The sequence below is a fragment of the Patescibacteria group bacterium genome (assembly GCA_026417895.1).
GTDB lineage: Bacteria > Patescibacteriota > Patescibacteriia > UBA2591 > CALHIP01 > CALHIP01.
This window is the reverse complement of sequence record JAOACJ010000011.1, coordinates 1-25,855: the sequence shown is the minus strand read 5'-3', so window position 1 is coordinate 25,855 and position 25,855 is coordinate 1. Positions and strand designations below refer to the sequence as shown.

Annotated in this window: 33 protein-coding genes and 2 tRNA genes; 32 read left to right on the top strand and 3 right to left on the bottom strand. The window is 33.5% G+C overall.

The genetic code is table 11. From position 1 onward, the window contains the following. Positions 1-26 precede the first annotated feature (26 nt). The 5 genes from N2259_01890 to rplU are packed head-to-tail and all read left to right on the top strand — an operon-like array spanning position 27 to position 3,462. A complete protein-coding gene (locus tag N2259_01890) occupies positions 27-590 on the top strand; it encodes an AAA family ATPase (protein ID MCX7778972.1) in 564 nt (187 codons plus the stop codon). A 15-nt stretch (positions 591-605) separates the two neighbouring features. Continuing rightward, positions 606-1,232 (top strand): nucleoside monophosphate kinase, encoded by a 627-nt coding sequence (locus N2259_01885; GenBank protein MCX7778971.1) that lies wholly within the window; start codon positions 606-608, stop codon positions 1,230-1,232. Positions 1,233-1,235: 3 nt separating this feature from the next. Then, complete coding sequence (gene map, locus N2259_01880; GenBank protein MCX7778970.1) at positions 1,236-2,000, top strand: type I methionyl aminopeptidase; 765 nt, start codon at positions 1,236-1,238, stop codon at positions 1,998-2,000. Beyond that, complete coding sequence (locus N2259_01875) at positions 1,997-3,091, top strand: undecaprenyl/decaprenyl-phosphate alpha-N-acetylglucosaminyl 1-phosphate transferase (GenBank protein MCX7778969.1); 1,095 nt, start codon at positions 1,997-1,999, stop codon at positions 3,089-3,091. Before map ends, N2259_01875 begins: the two co-directional genes overlap by 4 nt. 50 nt (positions 3,092-3,141) lie before the next feature. Next, a complete protein-coding gene (rplU, locus tag N2259_01870; GenBank protein MCX7778968.1) occupies positions 3,142-3,462 on the top strand; it encodes a 50S ribosomal protein L21 in 321 nt (106 codons plus the stop codon). 61 nt (positions 3,463-3,523) lie between these two features. Here rplU and dnaB read toward each other — a convergent pair whose 3' ends face one another. After that, positions 3,524-4,912, bottom strand: coding sequence for a replicative DNA helicase (gene dnaB / locus N2259_01865; protein ID MCX7778967.1), 1,389 nt, complete (start codon positions 4,910-4,912; stop codon positions 3,524-3,526). 90 nt (positions 4,913-5,002) lie between these two features. On the opposite strand from dnaB, the gene N2259_01860 reads away from it, so the two are divergent. The 17 genes from N2259_01860 to N2259_01780 all read left to right on the top strand — a co-directional run bounded on the left by N2259_01860 (position 5,003) and on the right by N2259_01780 (position 17,502). After that, positions 5,003-5,227, top strand: coding sequence for a hypothetical protein (locus N2259_01860; protein ID MCX7778966.1), 225 nt, complete (start codon positions 5,003-5,005; stop codon positions 5,225-5,227). A gap of 31 nt (positions 5,228-5,258) precedes the next feature. Continuing rightward, a tRNA-Lys gene (locus N2259_01855) sits at positions 5,259-5,329 on the top strand. 17 nt (positions 5,330-5,346) lie between these two features. After that, positions 5,347-6,615 carry a glycoside hydrolase family 1 protein gene (locus tag N2259_01850; GenBank protein ID MCX7778965.1) on the top strand — a complete coding sequence of 423 codons (1,269 nt, stop codon included), beginning with the start codon at positions 5,347-5,349 and terminating at the stop codon, positions 6,613-6,615. A gap of 41 nt (positions 6,616-6,656) precedes the next feature. Then, on the top strand, positions 6,657-6,785 hold the full coding sequence (locus tag N2259_01845; GenBank protein MCX7778964.1) for a hypothetical protein: 129 nt from the start codon (positions 6,657-6,659) through the stop codon (positions 6,783-6,785). Continuing rightward, positions 6,782-7,630, top strand: a complete 849-nt coding sequence (locus tag N2259_01840; protein MCX7778963.1) for a histone deacetylase family protein — start codon at positions 6,782-6,784, stop codon at positions 7,628-7,630. The genes N2259_01845 and N2259_01840 overlap by 4 nt, the downstream gene beginning before the upstream one ends. Then, the gene (locus N2259_01835; GenBank protein ID MCX7778962.1) at positions 7,623-8,384 is read left to right on the top strand and encodes a 16S rRNA (uracil(1498)-N(3))-methyltransferase; all 762 of its coding nucleotides are present in this window, start codon (positions 7,623-7,625) and stop codon (positions 8,382-8,384) included. The genes N2259_01840 and N2259_01835 overlap by 8 nt, the downstream gene beginning before the upstream one ends. A gap of 38 nt (positions 8,385-8,422) precedes the next feature. Next, positions 8,423-8,911: a ribonuclease H-like YkuK family protein gene (locus tag N2259_01830; GenBank protein MCX7778961.1), complete on the top strand. Its 489-nt coding sequence runs from the start codon at positions 8,423-8,425 to the stop codon at positions 8,909-8,911. A 27-nt stretch (positions 8,912-8,938) separates the two neighbouring features. Continuing rightward, on the top strand, positions 8,939-9,880 hold the full coding sequence (locus N2259_01825; protein ID MCX7778960.1) for a hypothetical protein: 942 nt from the start codon (positions 8,939-8,941) through the stop codon (positions 9,878-9,880). A gap of 29 nt (positions 9,881-9,909) precedes the next feature. Continuing rightward, on the top strand, positions 9,910-10,668 hold the full coding sequence (locus N2259_01820; GenBank protein MCX7778959.1) for an SIMPL domain-containing protein: 759 nt from the start codon (positions 9,910-9,912) through the stop codon (positions 10,666-10,668). A 116-nt stretch (positions 10,669-10,784) separates the two neighbouring features. Continuing rightward, positions 10,785-12,074, top strand: coding sequence for an asparagine--tRNA ligase (asnS, locus tag N2259_01815; protein MCX7778958.1), 1,290 nt, complete (start codon positions 10,785-10,787; stop codon positions 12,072-12,074). A 3-nt stretch (positions 12,075-12,077) separates the two neighbouring features. After that, positions 12,078-13,466, top strand: a complete 1,389-nt coding sequence (aspS, locus tag N2259_01810; GenBank protein MCX7778957.1) for an aspartate--tRNA ligase — start codon at positions 12,078-12,080, stop codon at positions 13,464-13,466. A 26-nt stretch (positions 13,467-13,492) separates the two neighbouring features. Further along, positions 13,493-13,834, top strand: coding sequence for an MTH938/NDUFAF3 family protein (locus tag N2259_01805; protein ID MCX7778956.1), 342 nt, complete (start codon positions 13,493-13,495; stop codon positions 13,832-13,834). Between the two features lie 5 nt (positions 13,835-13,839). Continuing rightward, positions 13,840-14,601: a 3-oxoacyl-ACP reductase FabG gene (locus tag N2259_01800; protein MCX7778955.1), complete on the top strand. Its 762-nt coding sequence runs from the start codon at positions 13,840-13,842 to the stop codon at positions 14,599-14,601. A gap of 15 nt (positions 14,602-14,616) precedes the next feature. Beyond that, positions 14,617-15,450: an NAD(P)H-hydrate dehydratase gene (locus N2259_01795; GenBank protein MCX7778954.1), complete on the top strand. Its 834-nt coding sequence runs from the start codon at positions 14,617-14,619 to the stop codon at positions 15,448-15,450. Positions 15,451-15,530: 80 nt separating this feature from the next. Continuing rightward, positions 15,531-16,091, top strand: a complete 561-nt coding sequence (locus N2259_01790; GenBank protein ID MCX7778953.1) for an MBL fold metallo-hydrolase — start codon at positions 15,531-15,533, stop codon at positions 16,089-16,091. A 54-nt stretch (positions 16,092-16,145) separates the two neighbouring features. Further along, entirely contained in the window at positions 16,146-16,973 is an 828-nt protein-coding gene (mutM, locus tag N2259_01785; protein MCX7778952.1) for a bifunctional DNA-formamidopyrimidine glycosylase/DNA-(apurinic or apyrimidinic site) lyase, read from the top strand. Between the two features lie 13 nt (positions 16,974-16,986). Then, positions 16,987-17,502: a hypothetical protein gene (locus N2259_01780; protein ID MCX7778951.1), complete on the top strand. Its 516-nt coding sequence runs from the start codon at positions 16,987-16,989 to the stop codon at positions 17,500-17,502. Here N2259_01780 and N2259_01775 read toward each other — a convergent pair. Both N2259_01775 and N2259_01770 read right to left on the bottom strand, forming a co-directional pair. Continuing rightward, positions 17,494-17,565 (bottom strand) — tRNA-Pro (locus N2259_01775). The two genes, N2259_01780 and N2259_01775, sit on opposite strands and share 9 nt — an antisense overlap. A 190-nt stretch (positions 17,566-17,755) precedes the next feature. Next, a complete protein-coding gene (locus N2259_01770; GenBank protein ID MCX7778950.1) occupies positions 17,756-18,007 on the bottom strand; it encodes a hypothetical protein in 252 nt (83 codons plus the stop codon). Between the two features lie 104 nt (positions 18,008-18,111). Between N2259_01770 and N2259_01765 the strand changes: the two genes are divergently transcribed. The 10 genes from N2259_01765 to N2259_01720 all read left to right on the top strand — a co-directional run. Then, positions 18,112-19,359 (top strand): replication-associated recombination protein A, encoded by a 1,248-nt coding sequence (locus N2259_01765; GenBank protein ID MCX7778949.1) that lies wholly within the window; start codon positions 18,112-18,114, stop codon positions 19,357-19,359. A 1-nt stretch (position 19,360) separates the two neighbouring features. Then, complete coding sequence (locus N2259_01760; protein MCX7778948.1) at positions 19,361-20,185, top strand: presenilin family intramembrane aspartyl protease; 825 nt, start codon at positions 19,361-19,363, stop codon at positions 20,183-20,185. 59 nt (positions 20,186-20,244) lie between these two features. After that, a complete protein-coding gene (locus N2259_01755; GenBank protein MCX7778947.1) occupies positions 20,245-20,736 on the top strand; it encodes an NUDIX domain-containing protein in 492 nt (163 codons plus the stop codon). Further along, entirely contained in the window at positions 20,729-21,079 is a 351-nt protein-coding gene (locus N2259_01750) for a hypothetical protein (GenBank protein ID MCX7778946.1), read from the top strand. The genes N2259_01755 and N2259_01750 overlap by 8 nt, the downstream gene beginning before the upstream one ends. Before the next feature lie 21 nt (positions 21,080-21,100). Next, the gene (locus N2259_01745) at positions 21,101-21,883 is read left to right on the top strand and encodes a hypothetical protein (protein MCX7778945.1); all 783 of its coding nucleotides are present in this window, start codon (positions 21,101-21,103) and stop codon (positions 21,881-21,883) included. A gap of 21 nt (positions 21,884-21,904) precedes the next feature. Next, positions 21,905-23,158: a S1C family serine protease gene (locus N2259_01740; GenBank protein ID MCX7778944.1), complete on the top strand. Its 1,254-nt coding sequence runs from the start codon at positions 21,905-21,907 to the stop codon at positions 23,156-23,158. 10 nt (positions 23,159-23,168) lie between these two features. Then, complete coding sequence (locus N2259_01735) at positions 23,169-23,711, top strand: RNA polymerase sigma factor (GenBank protein ID MCX7778943.1); 543 nt, start codon at positions 23,169-23,171, stop codon at positions 23,709-23,711. A 61-nt stretch (positions 23,712-23,772) separates the two neighbouring features. Further along, positions 23,773-24,135 (top strand): four helix bundle protein, encoded by a 363-nt coding sequence (locus N2259_01730; protein ID MCX7778942.1) that lies wholly within the window; start codon positions 23,773-23,775, stop codon positions 24,133-24,135. A gap of 62 nt (positions 24,136-24,197) precedes the next feature. Beyond that, entirely contained in the window at positions 24,198-25,043 is an 846-nt protein-coding gene (locus tag N2259_01725) for a DUF5667 domain-containing protein (GenBank protein MCX7778941.1), read from the top strand. A 180-nt stretch (positions 25,044-25,223) separates the two neighbouring features. After that, positions 25,224-25,855 (top strand): hypothetical protein (locus N2259_01720; GenBank protein ID MCX7778940.1); only part of this gene is annotated, 632 nt, incomplete at its 3' end.

The following is a 25,855-nucleotide window of genomic DNA, read 5'->3' as shown; positions in this document are numbered from 1 at the left end:
TCTTTTTTAATAAAAAAAATAAATTCATGTCTCAAAGATTGATTCTGGGTATAACCGGAACATTTTCTTCGGGGAAAGATACAGTGGCAAATTATTTAGAAAAGAAAGGATTTTTCCACTTGTCTCTAGCTGATTTAGTCCGCGAAGAATGTCAGAAAAAAAATTGTTATTACTCTCGGGATGACCTAGTTAAAGAAGCCAATGAATTACGTAAGAAATATGGTCCAGGGATTTTAGCCAAAATGGCTTTAGAAAGAATAAGGGATAAAGAAAAAATTGTTATTTCAAGTATTAGAAATCCAGGCGAGATCGAAGAATTGAAAAAAGAGGGTCGTTTCTTTCTTTTAGCTCTCGAGGCACCTATTGAACTTCGTTATGAACGAGCCAAAAAAAGAGGCAAAATTGACGATGCGGTTTCTTTTGAAAAATTTAAACGCCAAGAAGAACTAGAAAGAAAGGGTAATGAATTTCAACAACAGTTAGATCAAGTGATTTCTTTAGCCGATTTTAGAATTGTCAATGACAGCAGTTTAGAAGAATTATATAAAAAAGTGGAAGAGGTATTAAATAAAATAAAAATTTCTCATTAGTTCATTACCATTTTTATGAAAATTGCTCTTATAGGTCCTCCGGCCTCAGGTAAAGGAACGCAAGCTGAACTTTTGGCTCAAAAATTTAAAATACCACTTATTTCTTCGGGCAATCTTTTTCGTTGGCATATTAAAAATAAAACAGAGTTGGGCCGCAAAGTGGAGCCAGTGATTAATCAGGGAAAATTAGTGTCTGATTCTCTGACTAATCAAATTATTAAAGAAGAAATTGATAAAACAAAAAACAGTTTTATTTTAGATGGTTATCCACGGACCATTCATCAGGCTATTTTTTTAGATTCCATCACGAATTTAGATTATATTTTAGAGATCTGGATTTCTGATCAAGAGGTACTAAACCGTTTAACCTTAAGAAGAGTTTGCCAGTGTGGTAAAACCTACCATTTAGTTTATAATCCACCAAAAAATGAGGGCGTTTGCGATGAATGCGAAAGAACCCTTTTTATTAGAGAAGATGATGAAAAAGAAAAGATTTTAAAAAGATTAGAAATTTATCATCAAGAAAGTGAACCATTGATCGACTTTTATCAAAAAAGGGGTATTTTAGTCAAAATTAATGGTGAACAGCCAATTCAAAATGTTTTTCAAGAAATTCTTAGAAAATTGAAAGTAAAAAATTAAAAGATGATTATTCTTAAGACACCAGATGAAATAAAAAAAATGCGAGCCGGTGGGAAAATTTTAGCTCAGATTGTTAGAAAATTACAAAAAGTAACGAAACCAGGAATTTCTACCGGCGAGCTTGAAAATTTAGCTCTTGATTTAATAAAAAAAGCTGGTGCCAAACCAGCTTTTTTAGGCTACCGGCATAAAAAAAATCAAAAACCGTTTCCCACCGCCCTCTGTCTTTCTTTAAATAACGAATTAGTTCATACTCCGAGTTTGCCATCGCGAATAATTAAAAGCGGTGATTTAGTGACTATTGATTGCGGTCTTGAGTGGCAAAGATTTTTTACCGATATGGCTATTACTTTTGGTGTTGGTGAAATTAGTTCTTTGGCAAAAAAATTGATTTGGGTGACCAAAAAATCTCTCGATTTAGCTATCAAGAAAATAAAACCAGGCATTTTTTGGGGAGATATTGCTTTTTTGATCCAAAATTTTATTGAAAAAAATGGTTTTTCAGTGGTTCGTCATTTAACCGGCCACGGAGTTGGTAAAAGTGTTCACGAAGAACCGGCCCTTCCTAATTTTGGTCGGCCAGCAACTGGGCCTAAATTGGTTGTCGGGATGACTTTAGCCATTGAACCAATGGTTAACGCTGGTCGTCCAGAAATTGAGACTTTATCAGATGGATGGACAATTGTTACGAAAGATAGAAATTTGTCTGCTCATTTTGAGCATACAATAGCCATTACTAAAAAGGGAGTCTTAATTTTAACGCAATGATGAATTATTTTTTCTTTTTTATTTCTGCCTTTATTCTTGCTGTCGTTTTTACAAAAATTATTCGTCGTTTTGCTCTCAGGTATCAAATTCTTGATTACCCCGAGCAAGCACCGGAGAGAAAAATTCATCAAAAACCCATTCCTTTATTGGGTGGTTTGGCTTTATTTTTTAGTTTTTTTCTAGTTTTATTTTTTTCCTTGCTCACTGGTTGGTTTCAACTTGAAACAATTTTATTGAAAAATTTAATTGGCCTTTTTTTAGCCAGTCTTATTTTAATGATTGGCGGTATTCTTGATGATCGCTATCGTCTTTCGCCAGCTAAACAATTTCTTTTTTCCACTTTAGCTGTCTTTGTGGTCATGGCTTCAGGTATCGGTATCAAATATATCAATCAGCCATTTGGTCAGGGCCTAATTTTTTTAGAACAGCAAAAAATTGAAATTTTACGATGGCGGGGCGTACCTTATTATTTTTCTTGGCCAGCTGACTTAATCACCTTTACTTGGCTGATGTTGATCATTTATGCTTTGAAACTTTTAGCTGGTCTTGATGGCTTAGTGCCGGGCATTACTTCTATTGGTGCTTTGATGATTTTTTGCCTTTGTTTTTTTACCAAATTCTATCAACCCGAAGTGGGTATTTTAGCTATTATCTTAGCCGGCGCTTCTTTAGGATTTTTGATCTTTAATTTTCATCCAGCCAAAATTTTTCTCGGTACAAGCGGCGAGACCTTTTCCGGCTTTATTTTAGGAACTTTAGCCATTATTTCCGGCAGTAAAATTGCTACCCTTCTATTAGTTTTAGGCATTCCTATTTTAGACGTGGTTTGGGTTATTTTAAGAAGAATTTTTAAAGAACATCGGTGGCCATTTTTTGCTGATAAAAAGCACCTTCATTTTCGACTTTTAGAAATTGGTTTTTCTCATCGTGGGGCGGTCATTTTTCTCTGGGCCTTAGCCTTGTTTTTTGGTTTAATTGGCGTTCTTTTTCCAACGACCCAAACAAAAATTTTAGCCCTGGGGGGGGTGACAATAATTATGATTGGCTTAGCTCTCTTTGTTACAAGAAAAACATTGACAAAAGATTGCTAAACAGCTATATTATAAAAATAAAAACATAAACTAAATATATAAAAAAACTTATGTTTGCAGTTATCAAAACCGGCGGCAAACAATATTTAGTCAAAGAAAATGACCTTTTGAAAATAGAAAAAATTGATAGGAAGGTTGGTCAGGTTTTTTCTTTTGATGAGATTTTACTTTTTGTTGATGAGAAAAACAAAACGGTTCAGATTGGCCAACCCCTTTTAAACAACATTAAAGTTAAGGCTAAAGTCTTAGAACAAGGTAGAAACAAAAAAATTTCGGTCATTAAATACAAACCAAAAGTACGCTATCGTCGAAAAAAGGGGCATCGCCAACTTTATACAAAAGTCAAAATTTTAGAAATTATCTCAAAATAAAAAATATCTCAACAACTTGAACGATAAATGTTTGGTTAAGACAGAGGCGAAGATTATTTTTTTAAAATTCTTCTTCAGTTTCAGTTTCGGTGATTTCTATTTTACTGGCTAAATTTTTAAAACTTACCGTATTTTCATCAAAGAACAATCTTACCACTCCGGTTGGACCATTACGATGTTTGGCGACGTGAATTTCAGCTAAATGTCTTTCTTCTTCGGGGCATTTTACCCCTCTGTCCATAACTTTCCGATAGATAAACATAACTACATCGGCATCTTGTTCTAAGGCGCCTGATTCACGCAAATCAGCTAATTTTGGTACCGCTGGTCCGCCTCGTTGTTCAACGGCTCGAGAAAGCTGGGAAATAGCCAAGACTGGAATTTCTAATTCGCGGGCAATACTTTTTAAAGCTCGAGAAATATCAGAGACTTCTTGAACCCGACTTTCTTTTGGTGTAACACCTTCCATTAATTGTAAATAATCGACGACAATAAGACCTAAACCGTGTTCAGCTTGCAATCGACGAGCTTTTGTTCTTATTTCTAAAACATTAAGTAATGGTGAGCTATCGATAAAAATTTGAGCTTCAGAAAGAATGCTCATTGCTTGAGCGAGTTTTGGGAAATCGCCATCGTCAGAAGAAGACAAATAGCCAGTTCTCATTTTCCACAGAGAGACACCAGCTTGAGCACAGAGAATACGATCAACAACCTGATCTTGACTCATTTCTAAACAGAAAATTGCTACTGGTACCTTTGTATTAACAGCTGCTTGACGGGCAATATCTAAGGCCAGAGCACTTTTTCCCAATGATGGTCGAGCGGCTAAAATAATTAAATCAGATTTCTGTAAACCACCTAAAAGAGCGTCTAAATCAACAAAGCCAGTAGGTAGACCACGAATTTTCCCTCTTTCCTTATGAAGTTCATCAATTCTTTCAAAAGCTTCGGCTAAAGCATCTTTGATTGGGACAAAAGATTGTTTAAGATATCTCTGAGAGATAGAGAAAATTTTTGCCTCAGCCCGATCTAAAGTTTTTTCTACATCGTCTTCTTCTTTAAAAGCCAGTTCAGTAATTTCGGCGGCTGCTTGAATTAATCTTCTTGAGGTTGATTTTTTTCTAATAATTTCCGCGTAAGAGAGAACGTGAGTAGAGGTAGGAACTGTATTAGCCAGGGAAATCAGATAACTTCGTCCGCCAATTGTTTCCAATAATTTTTTTTCTTCAAGTCGATTGGCTAAACTGAGAATATCAATTGGCTCACGTTTTTCAAACAATTCGAGCATGGTTTGAAAAATTAAGCCATGACTTTCTTTGTAAAAATCTTCTGGTCTTAAAATATCACCTACTTTAATAATTGCCTCTTTATCAATTAAAAGACAGCCCAAAAGAGCCTGTTCAGCTTCAATGTTTTGTGGAGGAATTTTTTCAATTAAATTTTCTGGCATACCATCATCTTATAATATTTAAGACGAGTCTTCAAGGTATTTTTTTGCACATTTTATCCACTTGTGATATAATAACATCTAAATAAAAATATGGCTTTACAAAAAACAATCATTCATGGTACACCAGTTTATTTCGAAGACAATGCCAAGGCCGGGGCTGAACATTTGGCCTATGATCTTCAGTATGAGGAAGCAGCAGTCTTTTTTCGTCATGCTCGAGCTTATGGTTCGGCCCAGTTTGAAGATGATCAGGAGCGTCAATTTATTCTTCTTCGAAACCCTGACGGCACTTATCTCATTAAACGTCGTCTCTGATTATTTTCTATTTTTTCATTGCTGATGTGTTGCCCCCATAGCTCAGTGGTAGAGCAACTGCCTTTTAAGCAGGAGATGAAGGTTCGATTCCTTCTGGGGGCACTATTTTAAAATTTAAAATGCAAAATGAAACATTAAAAATTAAAGAATACAGGTTTCCAAAGAATTTTCTTTGGGGAGTAGCGATTTCTTCTTATCAAACTGAGGGTTATAACTTTTATGCTGATTGGTATAGTTGGGAAAAATTGGGCAAAATAAAAGACGGTTCAATTTCTGGTCAAGCTTGTGATTTTTATCATCGTTATCAAGAAGATATTGATTTGGCTCAATCATTAAATTTTAATGCTTTTCGTCTTTCGCTTGAGTGGTCAAGAATTGAACCAGAGGAGGGAAAATTTAATGAAAAAGAAATTGACTATTATCGAAAAGTTTTATCTTATTTGAAGGAAAAAAAATTTAAAATTTTTTTAACCCTTTGGCATTTCAGTCTGCCATATTGGTTAGCAAGGAAAGGTGGTTGGCAAAATACGGCTTCCGTGTCATATTTTCTTCGATTTGTCAAAAAAATTGTGCCTGAATTTTCAAAGTTTGTTGACTTTTGGCTAACACTCAACGAACCATTAATTTATATCGGTTGTGCTTATTTTTTAGGACTTTGGCCACCAGAAAAGAAAAATTTTTTCACCGCTTTAAAGGTCTTTTTTAATTTAATCAAGGCCCATCAAAAAAGTTATCAAATTATCCATCATATCCTACCTCAAGCCAAGGTTGGCTTAGCGAATAATCTCGTTTATTTTAGGTCAATGAGGAGGAATTTTTTTGATCAAGTGCTGGCTAAAATTTTAAATTACTTTTACAACCATTTTTTCTATCGATTGACTAAAAATCATCATGATTTTATTGGTTTAAATTATTACACCTGTCATCGGGTGGAATTTTTGAGAATTAAAGACCTTTTAAAAAGAATGACTTCAGAAAATCCAGAAACGAGGGTTATCCGTAAAGAAATTCATCCTGAAGGACTCTATTTTCTTTTAAAAGATTTAAAAAAATTTAAATTGCCAATTTATATTACCGAAAATGGTTTGGCTGATGCAGGAGATTTGCGACGTCGCCGGTTTATTTTGCGTCATTTGAAATATCTTTGGCAAGCCATTCAAGAAGGTGTTGACGTCCGCGGTTATCTTCATTGGTCTTTAATTGATAATTTTGAATGGCGAGAAGGTTTTAAACCCAGATTTGGTTTAGTTGAAATAGATTACGAATCTTTGACAAGAAGACCAAGAAAAAGTGCCTACCTTTTTCAAGAGATTTGTCAAAGAAATGCTTTAACCTTTGAAATAGTTGAAAAATATGATCCGGAAAGAATGAAAGAAATATTTTTTTGAATTATTTTGTATATTTGAAAATTTGTCATTTGTAGTAGTTTATGAAAAATTATTCCATTAAGACACCAAAAAAATTAAGCCGTTTTCGGACGCCGAGTCTTTATTTAGCTCGTAAAACAAAAGCGGTGAAAATTTTAAAGACAAAAGAAAAATTAAAGTGGAAAAAATGAAAATTATTTTTTCACCAAAATGTTTAGAGTACCACGCTTTTGGGCATCCAGAATCACCAACCAGAGTGAAGTCTTGTTTAGAATTTTTAAAGAAAAAAAACTTTGAATTTATAGAACCATCAATTGCAAGTGAAAAAGATTTACTTTTGGTTCATACGCCTAGATTGATTGATGAGGTAAAAAACGAAAAAATTTCTGATTTGGATACACCAAACATTAAAGGAATTTTTAATTACGCCCTTCTCGCCGTTGGCGGAGCGATAATGGCAATGGAAATTGCTTTGGGAGGAGAAAAAGCTTTTTCTTTAATGCGACCACCCGGCCATCATGCTGGTCAAGACTTTTGCGGTGGTTTTTGTTATTTTAACAACATCGCTCTGGCTGTCCGAAAATCTTTAGAAAGAATTAAAAGGGTGGCTATTTTAGATCTCGACTGTCATCATGGCAATGGTACGGAAGATATTTTTTTAGGCAAACAAAATGTTTTATATATTTCTCTTCACCAATCACCACTTTATCCTGGCACAGGCTTAGAACCTTATTTGAATTGTTTAAATTTTCCCTTACCACCAAAAACAGAAGAAAAAGAATATTTAACTACTTTAGATTTGGCTCTTAAAAAAATTTCCGAATTTTCTCCTCAACTTTTAGCTATTTCAGCTGGTTTTGACACTTACAAAAAAGACCCTTTAACATATTTTGGATTAGAAAAAGAATCTTTTCGAAAAATTGGTCAAAAAATTTCTCGGTTTAATCTACCTACTTTTGCTGTCTTGGAAGGGGGATATAGTCGCGATTTACCATCTTGTCTTTATAATTTTTTAATTGGTTTAGAAAATGCATAGATTTTTTATCGATCAAAAATCTATTTTAAAAGACAAAATTTTCATTCAGACTCCAGACTTAATTCATCAAATTAAAAATGTCTTACGATTAAAAATTGGTCATCAGATCATTATTTTAGATAATTTTGGTTTTGAATATTTGGTTAATTTAGAAAAAATTGATGATCAAATGATTGAAGGATATATTTTAAAGAAAGAAAAAAATAAAAACGAACAAAAAATAAAAATAATTTTACTTCAATCTCTTTTAAAGCATGATAAATTTGAACAAGTTTTGAAATTTGGTACCAACTTGGGTCTGGCTGGTTTTATACCAATTATCACCCAAAGATCAGTGGTTAAAGCAATTAGTCAAAATAGATTCAGGCGCTATAAAAAAATTATTAAAGAATCAGCCGAACAATCAGGTCGAGGTCTTTTGCCATTCTTAGAAAATTTGATGACTTTTGAAGAAGCATTAAATTTTATTTATCATAAATTCATAAATCAAAAGGGAGGAGAACAGGAAGAACCGGTTTTAAAACTTATTGCTTGGGAAGAAGAAAGAAAAAAGAAACTTTCTGTCTTTAAAAATAAAATCAGAAAAATTAAGGAGGTTTATCTTTGTGTTGGACCGGAAGGGGGCTTAACAAAAGAAGAGGTTTTATTGGCCAAAAAATATGGTTTTCTTCCATTTTCCTTGGGTAGACTGATTTTGCGAGCCGAAATTGCTGGCCTAGTGGCTAGTTCCTTGATCTTTTTTGCTGGTGAATAGAGGCTTTACCTTTTCTTTTTTTAATGTATAATAAAAACATGAATCAATTATCAACAATTTATTTTAATCCAACGATTGGTCAATTAACTTTAGACCAAGTTGCCAAAGAAATTATTAAATTTATTGAGGAAAATCTTAATAAAAAATATCATATTATTATTGGTTCTGACTCCGAAGGTCAAGGTGAAATAGAATTAGTTAATGCCATTGTTGTCCACCGTCTTGGTCAAGGTGGTCGATATTTTTGGCGAAAAATTTATGGAGAAAGGGTCAAGACTTTGAGACAAAAAATTTATGAAGAAGTTAATCTTTCTCTTACCACTGCTTTAACAATTCTTAAACTTTTTAGAGAATATAAAAAAACTTTAGCCAGATGTGAGGTAGAGATTCATGTTGATATTGGCGAGGGGGGTGAAACAAAAGAAATGATTAAAGAAATTGTTAGTATGATCAGGGGGTATGGTCTAACAGTTAAAACAAAACCCGAAGCTTATGGGGCGACCAAAGTGGCCGATCGACACCTATAAATAAAAGATAAAAAAATAAATAAAAAAATGACGATTGTTTATCTCATTTTAATTTTTCTTTTTTCTTTTGTTTTGGTAAAAGGGGCTGATTTAACAATAAAATCTTTAAAAAAAATTGGCGCAATTTTTAGATGGAGTCCGTTTGTTCTTTCTTTTATTTTTGTTGGCGTAGCAACCTCTTTACCAGAAATTTTTATCGGCCTTACTTCTGCTTTTCACCAAATTCCCACCCTTTCTTTAGGCAATGTTATTGGAGCCAACATTGTTAACCTTACTTTAATTTTAGGGTTAACAGCAATCATTGTTTCAAAAATCAAATTAAGGGGCGCCATCAAAGGTCAAACCTTTTTTTCCTTAATAGCGAGTTTTTATCCTGTGCTCCTGGCTTTAGATGGTAAACTTTCTCGTCTTGACGGTCTTGCCTTAATTACTCTTTTTATTATTTATCTTGTTTTTCTCTTTTTCCAAGACAAAGATTATCTTTTAAAACTACCCTCTGAGGAAAAAAATAGACATTTATTTAAAAATTTTATTTTCTTATTTTTCGGTTTAATTCTCTTAATTGGTTCAGCGGAAATTATTGTCAAAATCACACAGATATTAGCTATTTCTCTGAAACTTTCTTTAATTTTAATTGGTTTAATTTTAATTTCTTTGAGTACGACCTTGCCAGAATTAGCCTTTGGTCTAAGAGCTGCTTTAAAGAGACAAGAAGAACTTTCTTTAGGTAATTCTCTGGGAACAATCGTAGTTAATTCTTGTTTAGCCTTAGGTTTAGCAGCGATTATTTTTCCCATCGAAATTATTACTTTCTCTACTTTTTTGATTGGCGCCTTATTTTTTCTTTTTGTTCTGATCATTTTCACCGTTTTTATAAAAAGTCGAGACGAACTTTCTTGGACGGAGGGAATCTTTTTGGTTTTATTTTTTATCGTTTTTTTAACTGTCCAATTTTTGCTCAGTCGATGATATAATTTAATAATTAATAATTAATACCTATGGAACAAGAAACAAAAAAACTGGAGCTTTCTCATCGGCTTTTCATTACTTTACTGGTTTTAATTTTAGGCCTTTTGGGTTTTTTTACTGCCATCGCGGTTTTTAAATTTAAATCCATTGATTATCCACGCGAAATTACTGTCAGTGCTGAAGGCAAGGTTTTTGCTAAACCAGATATTGCTTTCATTAAGTTAGGGGTAACGACCGAAGGCTGGGTGATTAAGGATGTTCTTAAAGAAAACACCGAAAAAATGAATGCGGTTTTAAAGGAAGTAAAAAATTTAGGAATTGATGAAAAAGACATTCAGACGACGCGGTACAACTTGACGCCTCGCTATGAATGGACTAAAGAAGGACAAAGAATTTTTAGAGGTTATCTTTTAGAACAAGAAGTTTTGATCAAAATCAGAAACTTTGAAAAAATTGGTGAGGTAATGGATAGGGCGGCGGAAAAAGGTGCCAATTTAATTGGCGACCTCTCGTTTTCTATTGATGACCCAGAATTAATTCGTGAAAAAGCACGAACGGAAGCGATTAAAAGAGCTAAAGCAAAAGCAGAGAAAATTGCTCAGCAAACCGGTCTCAGATTAAAGAAGTTGATTAATGTTTATGAAGATTATTTTTATCCCGTACCTCGCGGAGAAACAATGAAAGATTATGGAGGTGTTGGTGGTGGGGCTATTACCGCCGCACCAGTTATCCAACCCGGTGAACAAGAAGTGACAGTGAAGATAAACCTAGTTTATCGCGTAAAGTAGTTTTCATTTTCAAGTCAATTATTTGAAAAACATCCTAAAGCCGAAAATACCAAATCGTAATAAATTCCAGTGACTAATAAAATTCAAGACTTTTAGGAATTTAGATTTTTTCTATTATGTATATTCTACTAAAACATATTCATCAATATTTAAACCAAGAAGTAATCTTAAAGGGTTGGGTTTTTAACCTTCGTTCTTCCGGCTCGATTTATTTTCTCCAATTTCGGGATGGGACAGGAGAAATTCAGGCTGTTGTTTCAAAAAAAGATGTTGATGAAAAAACCTGGCGGGCGACGAAAAAACTAACCATTGAATCAAGTATTGAGATAAGTGGTAGGGTGTATCAAGAAAAAAGATCTCCTTCTGGTTATGAAATGGCGGTTAAGGAATTAAAAATTTTTCAAATTACTTCCCTTTATCCGATAGGCAAAAAATCTCATGGGGTAGATTTTTTGCTTGACCACCGCCATTTATGGCTAAGGTCTCGTCGCCAGCAGGCAATTTTAAAAATTCGCGATGAAGTTGTTTGGGCGATTCGAGAATTTATGAGAAATAATAGTTTTGTTTTAACAGAGACACCAATCTTGACACCTACTGCCTGTGAAGGAACGACGACTCTTTTTAAAACAGATTATTTTGGCGAAAAAGCCTATTTGACTCAATCTGGACAACTCTATCTTGAAGCTTTAATTTATTCTTTAAACCGGGTCTACGATTTTGGCCCGGTTTTTCGTGCTGAAAAATCAAAAACTCGTCGTCATCTAATTGAATTCTGGATGATGGATGCAGAGATGGCCTTTGTTGAACATCCAGAAAATATGAAAATTCAAGAAGAATTGATTTGTTATATCGTCAAAAAAGTACTTGAAAATAGAAAAGAAGAATTAATGCTCTTAGCAAGAAATTTAGAACCCCTTAAAAAAATCAAATCACCATTTTATAAAATTACTTATGATGAGGCTGTTAGTCTCTTAAAAAAGAAAAGAATAAAAATCCGATGGGGAGATGATTTTGGTGGTGATGAGGAAACGATCTTATCCAAAAGTTTTGACCGGCCGGTTTTTATCGAAAAATATCCGGCCAAAATTAAAGCTTTTTATATGAAACCAGACCCAAAAGATCGAAGATATGTTTTGAATGATGACTTATTAGCACCAGAAGGTTATGGTGAGATTATTGGTGGAAGTCAAAGAATTGATGATCTAAAAATTTTAGAAGAAAAAATTAAAGAATTTAATTTGCCCAAAAAAGAATATCAATGGTATTTAGATTTGCGTCGCTATGGCTCAGTACCTCATTCAGGTTTCGGTTTAGGCCTTGAAAGAACTATTGCCTGGCTTTGTGGTTTAGATCATGTTCGTGAGACAATTCCTTTTCCCAGACTATTAAATAGATTGAGGCCTTAATTTATGAATATGAAAAGAATTTTCAATCAAGAAACACTTAATAAAATAGAGGAAAGAGTCTTATTAAAAGGCTGGGTTCATTTTGTTAGAAAAATTGGTCAGATGATCTTTATTTTATTAAGAGATAGAAGTGGTTTAGTACAAGTCGTTTTTACACCAAAAAATAAAGTCATATACCAAAAAGCAAAAGAATTGAAGCCAGAATTTGTTGTTTCTATAAAAGGAGAAGTTAAAAAAAGACCAGAAAAAGACATTAACCCAAAATTGGAAACAGGGGAAATTGAGGTTTTAGCCGAAGATTTACAAATTCTCAATGAAGCCAAAACTCTTCCCTTTGAAATTTCTAAAGATGAAAAAAAAGAAGAAACAAAAGAAGAGTTAAGATTAAAGTATCGGTACTTAGATCTCCGTCGTGAAAAAATGAAAAATAATTTAATTCTACGTCATCGAGTGGTTAAATTCTGTCGAGATTGGTTAGACAAAAAAGGATTCTTGGAAATTGAAACACCTTATATTACTAAAGGAACACCAGAAGGGGCCCGCGAATTTGTGATTCCTTCGCGTCTACATAAAGGAAAGTTTTATGTTTTACCTCAGGCCCCTCAGCAATTTAAACAACTTTTAATGATAGCTGGTTTTGAAAAATATTTTCAATTTGCTCGTTGTTTTCGCGATGAAGATCCACGCGCTGATCGCCAACCAGAATTTACTCAACTTGATCTAGAGATGAGTTTTGTTGAAGAAAATGAGATAATGAATTTAATTGAGGAACTTTTTATTGACTTAATTCAAAACCTTTTTCCAGAGAAAAAAATTTTTCAAATTCCTTTTCCAAGAATTTCTTATCAAGAGGCAATAACCAAACTTTATTCTGACAAACCAGATTTAAGAGAGAAAAAAAATGAAAATGAGTTGGCTTTTTGCTTTGTTGTTGATTTTCCTTTATTTGAATATTCTGAAGAAGAACAAAGGTTAGTCGCCAAACATAATCCCTTTACTGCCCCCAAGGATCAAGATTTAGAATATTTAGAAAAGAATCCAGACAAAGTTTTGGCTAAACAATATGATTTTGTTTGCAATGGTTTTGAACTTGGCGGTGGGGCGATTAGAATTCATCAGAGAAAATTACAAGAAAAAATTTTTAAAATTTTAGGTCTAACAGAAAAAGAGATTCAAAACAAATTTGGTCATTTGTTAGAAGCTTTAGAATATGGTGCCCCGCCTCACGGCGGTATTGCTATTGGCCTTGATCGTTTGGTTGCCATTTTAGCCAATGAACCAAACATTCGTGAAGTTATTGCTTTCCCCAAAACTTCAGATGCTAAAGATTTAATGATGGACGCCCCCTCAGAAATTGATAAAAAACAACTTCAAGAATTAGGTATTAAATAGATAAAAAATAAAAGAAAATAAATAAAATGATTAATTCTTATCATTTTGGCAACATTGTCATCGATGGCAAAGATTATCACCAAGATGTTTGGATTGATTGCGATAATCAAGTCCACTCTTGGTGGCGCAGTTCTTCTCATCTCATTGAGAAGAATGATTTAGAGAAAGCCATTTCTCAAAAACCAGAAATTGTTGTCATTGGGACCGGTGAATCAGGAGTAGCTGAAGTTTCTCCTGATGCTTTAGAATTTTTAAAGAAAGAAAAAATTAAATTTTTTATTGAACCAACTGGTCAAGCGATAAAAATTTATAATCAATATAAATCAAAAAATAAAAAGGTTGTTGGTTTATTTCACTTAACTTGTTAGATTCTATGTTTGATCTAAAAAACAAAGTGGCTATTGTCACTGGCGCTCGACGAGGCATTGGTCGAGGTATTGCTTTAATGATGGCTAAAGCCGGGGCTAAAGTGGTTGTTTCTGATCTTGATGAAAATGATTGTCAAAAAGTCGTTGAAGAAATTAAAGAAATTGGTTCTGATGGTTTAGCGGTGAAATGTGATGTGACCAATAAAAAAGAAATTGAAGAAATGGTAAGAAAAACTGTCAAAAAATTTGGCAAAATTGATATTTTAGTCAATAATGCCGGTATTGCTCCTTTTAAACCATTTTTGGCAATCACCGAAGAAGATTGGGATAAGGTTTTGGCTGTTAATTTGAAGGGTTATTATCTTTGTGCTCAAGCAGTAGCCAAAGAAATGATTAAAAATGGTTGGGGAAGAATTATTAACATTGCTTCAGTGGCCATGGGTCAAGTTGGTTTTGGTTTTCCAAATTTAACTCATTATTGTGCCTCAAAGGGCGGTATTGTTGCTTTTACTGAAGCTTTAGCTTTAGAATTGACGCCAAAAGGTATCAATGTCAATGCTATTTCGCCGGGGGCTATTGATACGGAAATGGCTAAACCCGTGACTGAAGATGAAAAAGTTCGTCAGGCAATTCTCTCTCAAATTCCTAAAGGAAGAATTGGTCAACCTGAAGATATTGCTGCGGCCGCTGTTTTTTTAGCCTCCGAAGAAGCGGACTACATTACCGGTGCTACTCTGGTCGTTGACGGTGGTTGGTTGGCTGGATAAATTAACAGGAAAAAAATGAAAAATCTTTTAAAAAAAATTTACTTGCCACGAAAACCATGGACGCATAAAGGCGAGCATGGTTATGTTTTAATTGTTGCTGGTTCAAAAAGATATTCTGGCTCACCAGTTTTTAATGCTCTGAGTGCTTTAAGGGCCGGGGCAGATTTGATTACTATTATCGGACCCAAAAGAGCGATGGATATTGCCGCCACTTTTGCTCCCGACTTAATTTGTTATCCTTTAGAAGGAGATTTTTTAGAGTTAGCTCATACTCCCGAAATTATAAAGATGAGTCAAAATTTTAATTCGCTAGTCATTGGTGGAGGATTAGGAAGAAACAAAAAAACTTTAAAAGCTATTCAGGAAATTATTACCAGAACGAATTTGCCGATGGTCATTGACGCTGATGCCATTTATGCTGTGGCACAAGAAATGGTAATTTTAAAAAATAAAAAAGCAGTGATTACACCACATCTTAGAGAATTTAAAATTTTAACTAATGAAAAAGTTTTGCCAAATGTAGATGACCGTCGAGAAAAAGTAGAAAGATGGGCAAAAAAATTAGGTCTAACAATTTTACTCAAAGGTCACGTTGATATTATTTCTGATGGCAGAGAAACAGTTTTTAATAGAACTGGTTCTGTTTTTATGACTAAGGGTGGTTTTGGTGATACTCTGGCTGGTATTTGTGGCGCCATTTTAGCCCGCGGTTTTTCTCCTTTTGAATCAGCCTGTGCGGCCGCTTATATTAATGGTAAGGCTGGCGAATTAGCGGCCAAAAAATACGGTGAAAGTGTTTTGGCCTCTGACATTTTTGAGTTTATCCCAAAAGTAATCCACAACCTATAAAATTTCCCGTCTTATAATTTATAACGATCGCAGTAAAAATTAAGACTTTATGGAATAGATTTTAATTGATTTTGATGAGTATGGCAGTTAAAAAGATTAAAGTTGGACCACTTATAACAAATTGTTACTTAATATATTCCAATAACGAATTAGCAATCATTGATCCTGGCGACGAAGTAGAAAAAATTTTAGAAGAAATAAAAAAAACGAAAGCTAGGCCAAAATATATCATTTTGACTCATTATCATTTTGACCACGTTTCAGCAGCTAAAAACTTGAAAGAGAAGACTGGAGCAAAAATCTTATACCACAAAAAAGAAGAAAATTTTCTTAATTTTTCAGCCGATCAATATTTGACTGAGAAAAAAGAAATAAAAATTGGTCAAGAATCATTAAAAATTATTCATACCCCTGGCCATACTGCCGGCAGTATTTGTTTATTAGGTAAGAATGAAATTTTTACCGGCGATACACTTTTTGAAAATGGTTATGGTCGAACTGATTTAGCTGGCGGCTCTGAAGAGGATTTAAAGGATTCTTTAAATAAACTTTCTCAAATTTTAAAGCCAGAAATGATAGTTTATCCTGGTCACGGCGAAGAGTTTCAATATAATGACAAAAGAAAAAAATCAAAAATATAAATCAAAAAAATCTTTTATCTATTTTCTATTATTTTTTATTTAAATAGAATCTTTATGCCAGAATTGCCAGAAGTTCAAACGATTGTTAATCAACTTAAAGAAAAAATTATTGGTAAAAAAATAAAGGCTATTCAAATTAAACTACCAAAGTTAATCGAGGGGATAGCGCCAAAAAAATTTGAAAAAATAGTCGTTGGCACAAAAATTAAAAGAATTTGGCGACGGGCCAAACTTTTAATTATTGAACTTCTCAACAATTATTCTTTAGTCATTCATCTAAAATTGACCGGTCGGATAATTTTTAAAAAAAAATTAGAAAAACAAGACAAAGAATCACATCTTATCTACGAATTTAACGACAACACTTTTCTTATCCACCATGATTTTCGTCAATTTGGTTGGGTAAAATTGATTAAAACTCAAGATTTAGAAAATTATTTTCAAAAAGAAGGATTTGGTCCTGAGCCATTAGAAAAAAATTTTACTTTAGAAAAATTTAAAGAATTGCTTTCTAAAAAACCAAGACAAAAAATAAAACCGCTTTTGATGGATCAAACCTTTTTGGCTGGCGTTGGTAATGTTTATGCGCAAGAAGCTTGTTGGGGGGCAAAAATTTTACCAACCAGAATAGTTAAAACTCTTAGCGAAAAAGAAATTTCTGATTTATATCATTATCTTTTAAAAATTTTAAAAGAATCAATTAAATACCGTGGCTCTTCAGTTGATGCCTATCTTGATGCCGAAGGTAAGGCCGGTGAGTATGTTGCTCATTTAAAAGTCTATGACCGCCAAGGCAAAAAATGCTTTCGTTGTGGTAATAGAATCAAGAGAATAACTTTAGCTGGCCGAGGTACCTATTTTTGTCCAGAATGTCAGAAATAATTGTTAAATAACAATGACAAATTACAGAAAAATTATTTTATTTATTATTTTAGTCATTGGTAATTTATATTTTTTATTAACTCAATGTGCTTTTGCCAAAAATCAAATTGAGTTATATTTTTTTTATGGCGAAGGCTGCCCTTATTGCGCTCAAATGACCGTTCATTTAAAAGAAATTCAAGAGCAATATCCACAGTTAAAAATTAATGCTTTTGAAGTTTGGCATCATCCTTTCAATCAAAAACTTTTAAACACTTTAGCTGAAGCTTATCAGGTTAAACCAACTGGCGTGCCAGTAGTTTTTATCGGCCATTTAGCTCTTGAAGGCGTCAATAAACAAGTTATCTGGCAGATTAAAGAAGAGGTGAGGCGATGTTCCATCGCCCAATGTTCTTCACCGATTGAGAAAATAAAAGTTGTCAAAGATAAAAAAAGAGAATTAAATTGGCAAAATATTGGTATTTTTGCTGGGGCGATTATCTTTTTATTTTTGTTGCTTAACTTATTGAAAAAGAAAAAATCGGGGTAGGCGGATTTGAACCGCCGACCTCTCGGTCCCGAACCGAGCGCTCTACCACTGAGCCATACCCCGATAAAAAATTATCTCAACAAAACTATTCTATCATTTTCTTTTTTCTCGTCAACCGTTTTAACGTGTTAACACGCTGATAGGAAGAAGAAGGGGGCTCTGGGGAAAATTCAGAGAGAGGAGATTTATTAATTTATCATTTAATTTATCAATCCGAAAACCTCTCCCCGAAAATCCCTGAGCCCTTTTAATTTTATTTTTTTTCGTCAGTCTTGTCTGGGTGGTCGAGGCGATCTTCTAAGCGATCTTCTAACTCCTCAGCTATCAGCCCACAACATAGAGCTATCAAGAGAATAAGTATTGCCACAGGCGGAGAAATCTTTTCGATGGCCGTTTCGCCAATACCGACGAGGTAACCATAGATCCACCAGATAAAGAATATAATTCCGATAAAAAAAATTACAAATGATATATAGAAAATTTTTTCTTTTATTTTTTTTTTCATTTTTCCTCCTTAATTTTCTATTTCTATTATCTCAAAAAATAAAAATTTGTCAAGGGGGTAAAAAATTGCTAAAATGTTAATAGAAAATTATTGAAATTCTTTCTATGTCTTTATTTCAAGAAAAAAATTATCAACCACCTTTAGCTGAGAGAATGAGACCAAAAAATTTTAATGAATTTGTTGGCCAAGAACATCTCATTGGTTCCGGAAAACTTTTAAGAAAAGCCATTGAAAATGATCAACTTTTTTCTATGATTTTTTGGGGACCGCCCGGTTCAGGCAAGACTACTTTAGCCAAAATCATTGCCGAGAGAACCAATTCTCGGTTTATTTATTTTTCTGCCGTTGAAACCTCGACTACTGAAATCAAAAAAATTGTCCAAGAGGCAAGGCAAAGTCTGAAGGCTTATGGCCAACGAACCATTTTATTTTTAGACGAAATTCACCGTTTTAATAAAGCCCAGCAAGCTATTTTTTTGCCTTATGTTGAAGACGGTTCAATTATTTTAATTGCCTCAACAACCGAGAATCCATCTTTTGAGGTAATTTCTCCCTTACTTTCGCGGTGTCGAGTTTTTGTTTTGAAAAGTTTAGGCCAAGAAGAAATTAAAAAAATTTTAAAAAGAGCTTTGGCCGATAAAGAGAAAGGTTTAGGCCAGGAAAAAATAGAAATTAAAGAAGAGGTTTTAAATTTTTTAGCTGAAAATGCTTTTGGTGATGGGCGGGTTGCTTTAAATACCTTAGAACTAGCAGCAAAAATAGCTTCGAAAAATAAAAAAGGCGTGAAAATCATTGATCGAAAAACTGTTCAAGAAGCTTTTCAGAAAAAGACTTTACTTTACGATAAAAAAGGCGAAGAACATTATAATCTTATTTCTGCTTTTATCAAATCTTTGCGCGGTTCTGATGTGGACGCTTCTTTATATTGGCTGGCGAGAATGTTAGAAGCCGGCGAAGACCCAGAATTTATTGCTCGACGGATGATTATTTTTGCCTCCGAAGATATTGGTAACACTAATCCTAATGCTTTAGTTGTTGCCACCAGCACCGCCCAAGCCTTAGAGTTCGTTGGTTTGCCTGAAGCGGAATTAAATTTAGCTCAAGCCGTTATTTATTTAGCCAAATCACCGAAATCGAATGCGGTTTTACGCGCCCTTTCTTTAGCCAAAGAAGAGGTGAGTAAAACTGGTCCTTTACCCGTTCCTCTTCATTTACGAAATCCTGAGACAAAATTAATGAAAAATTTAGGTTATGGAAAAAATTATCAATATCCTCATCATTTTCCCCAATCAAAAGTGATACAAGAATATTTGCCCCGACAACTTAAAAGAAAAAAATTTTATCAACCTTAAGATGGACAAAGCAAAACTTAATTTAATTTTTGGACAAATGGGAAGTTTTTTGCTTATCCAGATAGCTGGACTTTTTACTGGTCTGAAATTTTTTTCTTTGCCGGAATTTAAAGAGAGAATTTTTACGCCCTCGCTATCACTTGCTGATTTTTTTATTGCTTTTATCAGTGCTGTTTTATTTATCTTCCTTGTTTTAAAAATTTTTAAAAAGAGAAAATTTCCTTTTAAACTTATTTTCTATTTTTTAGTTTTTACGACCGGTTCTTTAGTTTTCTTAATTTGGTTTCCGAACAGTTTTCTTCCTTTCCTTATAATTATCTTTCTTTTTCTTCTTTTACATTTTTTTCCTAATGTTATTTGTCAAAATATCTTAATTGCCATTTGCGTCGTAGGGGCTGGTGTTTTCCTCGGTGGTTCACTTTTTCCTTTTCAAATGATTTTGATTTTATTAATTTTAGCCGTTTATGATCTAATAATGGTTTTTGGTAGCGGTCAGATGATTGAGATGTTTAAAAAAATGTTAGCCAGCAGATTAATTCTTGCTCTAACCATTCCGGAAAGATTAAAAGACTTTACCACGAAAATTTCTGAAGTCGAAATTGGTAAAGGTTTTGTTTTTTTAGGAACTGGCGATTTGGCCCTACCTCTGGCTTTTGCTATTTCGGCATTGCGTCAAGGTTTAATCTCTTCAGTTTTTATTATTCTCGGCTCTTTCCTCGGCCTTCTTATTCTGACCTTCTTCTTTCTCAAAGAGCGTCAACCTTTGCCTGCCTTGCCGCCAATTATAGCCGGCGGAATTTTAGGTTATTTCATTTCTCTTCTATAAAAAATTTATAAAAAATACGTCTCTGGGTAGAACTTTATAAAATTTTTTTGAAGGGATTTATGAAAAAAATTAGATCAGCCGGAGCAGTTGTTTTCCGTCAAGAAAAGGGTGAAATTTTATTTCTCTTAATTTGTTATGGGACAAAAGAAAAATTTTGGTGGGATTTTCCACGGGGACAAATTGAAACAGGGGAAGACGAAAAAGAAACGGTGAGGAGAGAAATTTTTGAAGAAACAGGAATAAAAAACTTAGAATTTATTCCTGGCTTTCGAGAAAAATATCAATACTATTTCCGTGGTTATCGACCCGAAGAAAAGAAACAGCTGGTTTTCAAAGAAAATACCATTTATTTAACTCGAACAAAAACAAAAAAAATAAAACTTTCTTTTGAACACCATGACTTTGCTTGGTTATCTTATGAAAATGCTTTAGAAAAATTAACTTTTAAAAACTCAAAGGAGATATTGCAAAAGGCTTATCGATATTTAAGACAACAGAGAAAACTTGATAAAAAAGAGAAAAATGTTAAAATAAAAAAAGACTATGACTGACGAAAAATGGGAAAACTTGATTTTTGCCATAGAAGAAAAATTTGGCATTACTAAGCGAGTTAAAGATAAAATTGAAATTGCTAAGACGATAGGCGGCGAATCAGTCTTTGGCGAACGTGAGACGATAGAATTTCTTTCGCCAAAAGGCAAAATGAAAATTGAAAGAGTGGCTAAACCAAAAATTTTAGATAAAAAAGTTTTATCAACGAAAAGAATTGGCGGAAAAACAGCCATTGATTATATTTATTCTCAAGAAGAAAAAACCTACGAAATAAAACTTTATCAATTTGAGGAAAAAGAAAATAATTGGCGAGAGATAGATTTTACCACTTTAGGTTATTAATTTTTCTCACTTCTTGAATTTATGATTGTTTCTTTATTTATTATTAAACGATTTATACCTCTTTTTACCTCTTTTTTGGTTTTTGTTTTTCTTTTAAGCGCCACCTTTCTTTTTCCCTCTTGGATTTTTTTTCTTTTTCTTTCATTAGCCATTTTTTCCTCCCTTTTACTTAATTTATTTTTAATTAAAGAAAATTTAAAAAATTTTTGGTTTTTTCTAATTATTTTATTTCTTTTAGAAACAAGCGCTGTACTTTTTTTAATTTTTATTCAACAGCCAATCTTTAAAACTATTTTTATTTTATTTTTGACTTTCTTTGTCTGGCTTTTTCTTGAGGCAATTTTTCGGTTTCTCTATCGACCGAGAGTTTACATTCCCTATTCTTTAGAAAACATTTCTTTAACCCTTACCCTTTTAATCATTTTTTGGTTTTATTCTTCTTTTTTTGCCCTGAAAACATTTTTCAATCTTTCCCTACCAATTCTGTTATCTTTAGTTTTCTTGATTAATCTTTTGATAATTTACTTCATTTTCCGCCAAACCAAAGTTTCTTTAGAGAAAAAAATATTAATTTATTATTCTTTCTTTCCAAACCTAATAGTTCTTGAATTATTTTATGCTTTTTTATTTCTTCCCACCACTTTTTATATCAACGGTTTGGTTTTAACTATTTTATTCTTTTTAATGATTAATTTTTTAAAAGAAAATTTAAGCACTCTTTTGACCGAGAGAACAATCAAGAAATATCTTGCCCTTGCTTCTTTTCTCTTGATTTTAACTCTAATTTTGGCAAAATGGAGATAAGAAGATTGAGCAATAAAATTTATGCCTAAAATTACAATTGAAAATCAAAACCAAGAAGAAAAAGAATTTTCCCAGAAAGAGATTGTTACCCCTCAAAAAACCGAAGCTTTAGAGAAGCTTTATGAGAATAAAGAATTTGCCACCATCCAAAAGCCATTAAAAATTTCGACAAAAATTATCATTTTAACAATGATTGTCTCTGTGATCTTTGGCCTCTTGGCTGGTTTTTTTGGCGCTCTTTATCTGCTCACCAGAAAAGAAATTAAAATTCCTTTTTTTAAAAAAATAAACTTTGAGGAATTTCTACCAAAAAGAGAAATCACTCTTTTTACGGAAAAAAATATTACCGTCATCCCGGAAGAGAGGATTGCTGACGTGACCAGTCAGATTTCACCACAAGTTGTCCGGGTTTTTTTTTCGAAAAAAATAGATAAAAGTAAAGAAGTTATTTCTGGTTTTGTTTTGCCCGAAGAAAGTTCGGCTTTAGCGGTTATTTTAACCAGAGATGGTTGGTTAGCAACAGCCAAAGATGTTCTTACTCAACCAAATCTTAGTTTAGAGGTTTTAACTTCTGAGAAAAAAAGATTAACCGTTAAAAAAATAATTTTTGATGATTTAAGCCAGACCGTTTTTTTAAAAATTGAAGCCAAGGATTTACCGGTCGTAAAATTTATTGATAAAGAATCTCTGAATTTTGGCAAAACTCTTTTATTTTTTGATAAATTTTTTAATTTTGATTTAGCACTTGTCAGTCAGCCTCGTTTTATTTCTGAGACAGAAAAAAATCTTATTCAATCAACAGAAAAATTTTCTCAATTTATCAAAATTAACAAAGAACTGCCAGCCAATTTTTCAAATGCTCCTGTTTTTGATTTAGACGGTGCTTTTGTTGGTTTTGTTTCTCAACCAAGAAATAAAATTGCCCCCCTTTTTCACTTTCAATCTCTTCTTCCACGAGTTTTTAAAAATGAAAAAATCAAGAGACCATTTCTGGGCCTGACCTTCATTGATTTAAAAGACTTTTCTGCCACGCCAGCTTATTTGGAAAACATCAAATCAGGAGCCTTGGTTTATTCAGTCAAAGAAAAAAGCCCAGCTTTTGTTGCTGGTTTTAAAAAGGGCGACCTGATTTTCAAAATCAATAATTTACCACTCGAAGAGACAAAGAGTTTGACCGAGATAATTCAGGAATTTTCGCCAGGCGAGGAAGTTGATTTTTTAGTTATCAGAGAGAATCAGGAAATGACCATCAAGGCTAAACTTGGCACTCTTTAAAGATGAAAATATGTTGCGGATTCAAGAAAAAATTCTTCTTCATCAAGCACGCCGCGGGAATCAAGCCGCTTTTGCTCGCCTTTGTTCTGCTTATCGAGAAAAAATTTATCAATTTATTTATTTTAAAACCTCTCATCAAGAAAAAGCCCAGGATTTAACGAGCGAAGTTTTTTTTAAAATTTTAGACTATCTGGCTAATGGTGGAGAAATTAAAAATTTCCGTTCCTTTGTTTATCAAACAGCCAGAAATTTAATTGTTGATTTTTATCGTCAAAAAGAACAAAGAGAAATTTCTTTAGAAGAAATTGATGAAGAAATTGAAGAACCAAAAGATTTGGCGCAAGAAATCGATTTGAAATTAAATCTTTATCAAATTGAAGAAGCCTTAAAAAAAATTCCTGACCGTTATCGCGAAGTCTTAATTTTACGATATGTTGATGACCTTTCCTTTAAGGAAATTGCTCAGATACTTAACCAGAATCAAACGAACGTCCGCCAACTTGCTTCACGTGGTCTTAAACTACTGCGAAAGCGACTGATAACTGACGACTGACGACTGACGACTAACGACTAACGACTAACGACTAACAACTGACAACTGACGACCAACAAATATGAGTTTTAGATTCAAAAAGTTTCCAGTTTATAAAGATATTAGAGAATTTATAAAACTAATTTTTATTATTACTTCGAAATTTCCTCAAATATATCAATATGATTTAGGATCACAAATCAGACGAGCAACTATTTCTATTTTATTAAATTTAGCCGAAGGCTCTGGTCGAAATTCTGATAAAGAATTTAACCGTTTCTTACTCATTAGTATCGGCTCCATCGATGAGGTAGTAGCCGCTTTAGATATTGCTTTAGATAATAATTTGATCACTCAAAACTCTTATTCTCAAATAGTTGAAAAAGCAGAATCTATCAAAAATCAACTTGGCGGTTTCAGTAAAAAATTAAAAGGCCAGTCGTAAGTCGATAGTTGCCAGTCGTAAGTCAATTGTCACACTTTTAGCGTTGTATCGTCTTCTTTAATATGAGGCAGGAAAAAGAAGTTATCAAACTTTTAAAGCAGTGCCAAAAGATTAAGGCTAATCGTCAATGGGTGGAGCAAGACCAAGCCCATTTATTGGCTTATTTTAGAGAAAAATTTCCACCTACCGCAAAGGGGGTTCTTTTTTATTTAAAACCAGTTTTTACTACCTTAATGATTCTGGTTGTTGTTTTATTAAGTGGTTATGGCTTTTTAAAAGCGGCGGAAAGAAGTTTACCCGGTGAACCCCTTTATCCTCTAAAAAGAGCTTCGGAAAAAATCATCTTTCAGTTGAGCCCGTCTCAAGAAAAACCAGTTTTAAGAGCCGAGATAGTGCAAAAAAGATTAAAAGAATCAAAACAATTAGCCAGTAGAGGTGGGGTTATTGATTCAAAAATTTCGCCTCAATTATCTAAAACAGTGATTGAGTTTCAAAAAGAATTTGTTTCTTTAAAAAAAGAGATTGGTTTGCCGGTTAAAGAAGAAATTTTATTTTCCCCAGACCTTCCAATTCAAGATAACAAAAAAATTGTTGCCTTGATTCAAAATCAAGATTTAGAAAAACTTTTAGCTGAAACTAAAGAGGCTTTAAAAGAAAAGAAAGTTGAAGCAGTCTTAGAGAAAACTATGGAAGTGGAAAAAATTATTGTTTCTTCTTCTGAAGAAAAAAAAGAAGAACAAGTGCCCAGTGAAGAGCCGATTATTGAAGAAAGAAAGCCAGAAACTTTAGAATCATTGCCGGCCACTGGTTCTTTAGTTCAACCCAAAAAGATAGAAAAACCTACTGATTTTAAAATTGCTCCTATTCAAGAAACTAATTCTTTTAAAACTGATTTGCTTCGCGAATAGTTTAAAAAATTAAAAATTAAAAATTTGTTAATTACGTCCTGCGGGTCGGATCTGAAAAGCAAGGTCGACAGGTCTCAACCGCGTCTCTGATTTCGGTCAGAGGCATAAAGGTCGACGAGGACGTTTATATAAACTCATCAATGATTTGGAGGGAAAATTGATGAGAGTTAATGAGGAAAAATGTCGAAAAAAATAATTACTTCTTTTATTGCTTTATCTTTTGTTCTCGCTTTAGTTGTGCCAGCAGTTGAGGTAGGAGCACAAACCATTACCGATGGTAGTCTGGTTAAAGTGGCGACTTCTGACACAGTCTATTTGATTCAGGGTGGCAAGAAACTGGCTTTCCCATATTTGTCAGTTTATCGCTCTTGGGGTTATCCGGATAACTTCTCAACCGTTCAAACCGTTAGTCAGGCGGTTTTAGACACCTATCCTGATGGCGGTTATGTTTGCTTTAGACCAGGTTCTTTATTTAGAGGGACCGGTCGAAGTGTTTATCCGGAATACGAAGCCCGAGCCGTTTTCTATGTCACACCTGATTGCAAATTAAGACCAGTCAAATCAGCCACTGTTTATAAGACGTTATTTGGTGACCCGACCTTCAAAAATACTTGGTGGGTACCAGATGACTTCTTGCCCAGATTTACCTATCCGTTAGCTTCAAGAATTGAATCAAGTGCTGTTTTACCAGACGGTTTGTTTGGTAAATTAGCCGATGGTCGCTATGTGCTCATTACTAACAACGGCACAACCTATCGCGAGGTTACGAGTGCTGGTATTTCTGCTAACCGATTTGTTACCGCTCGTGCTGC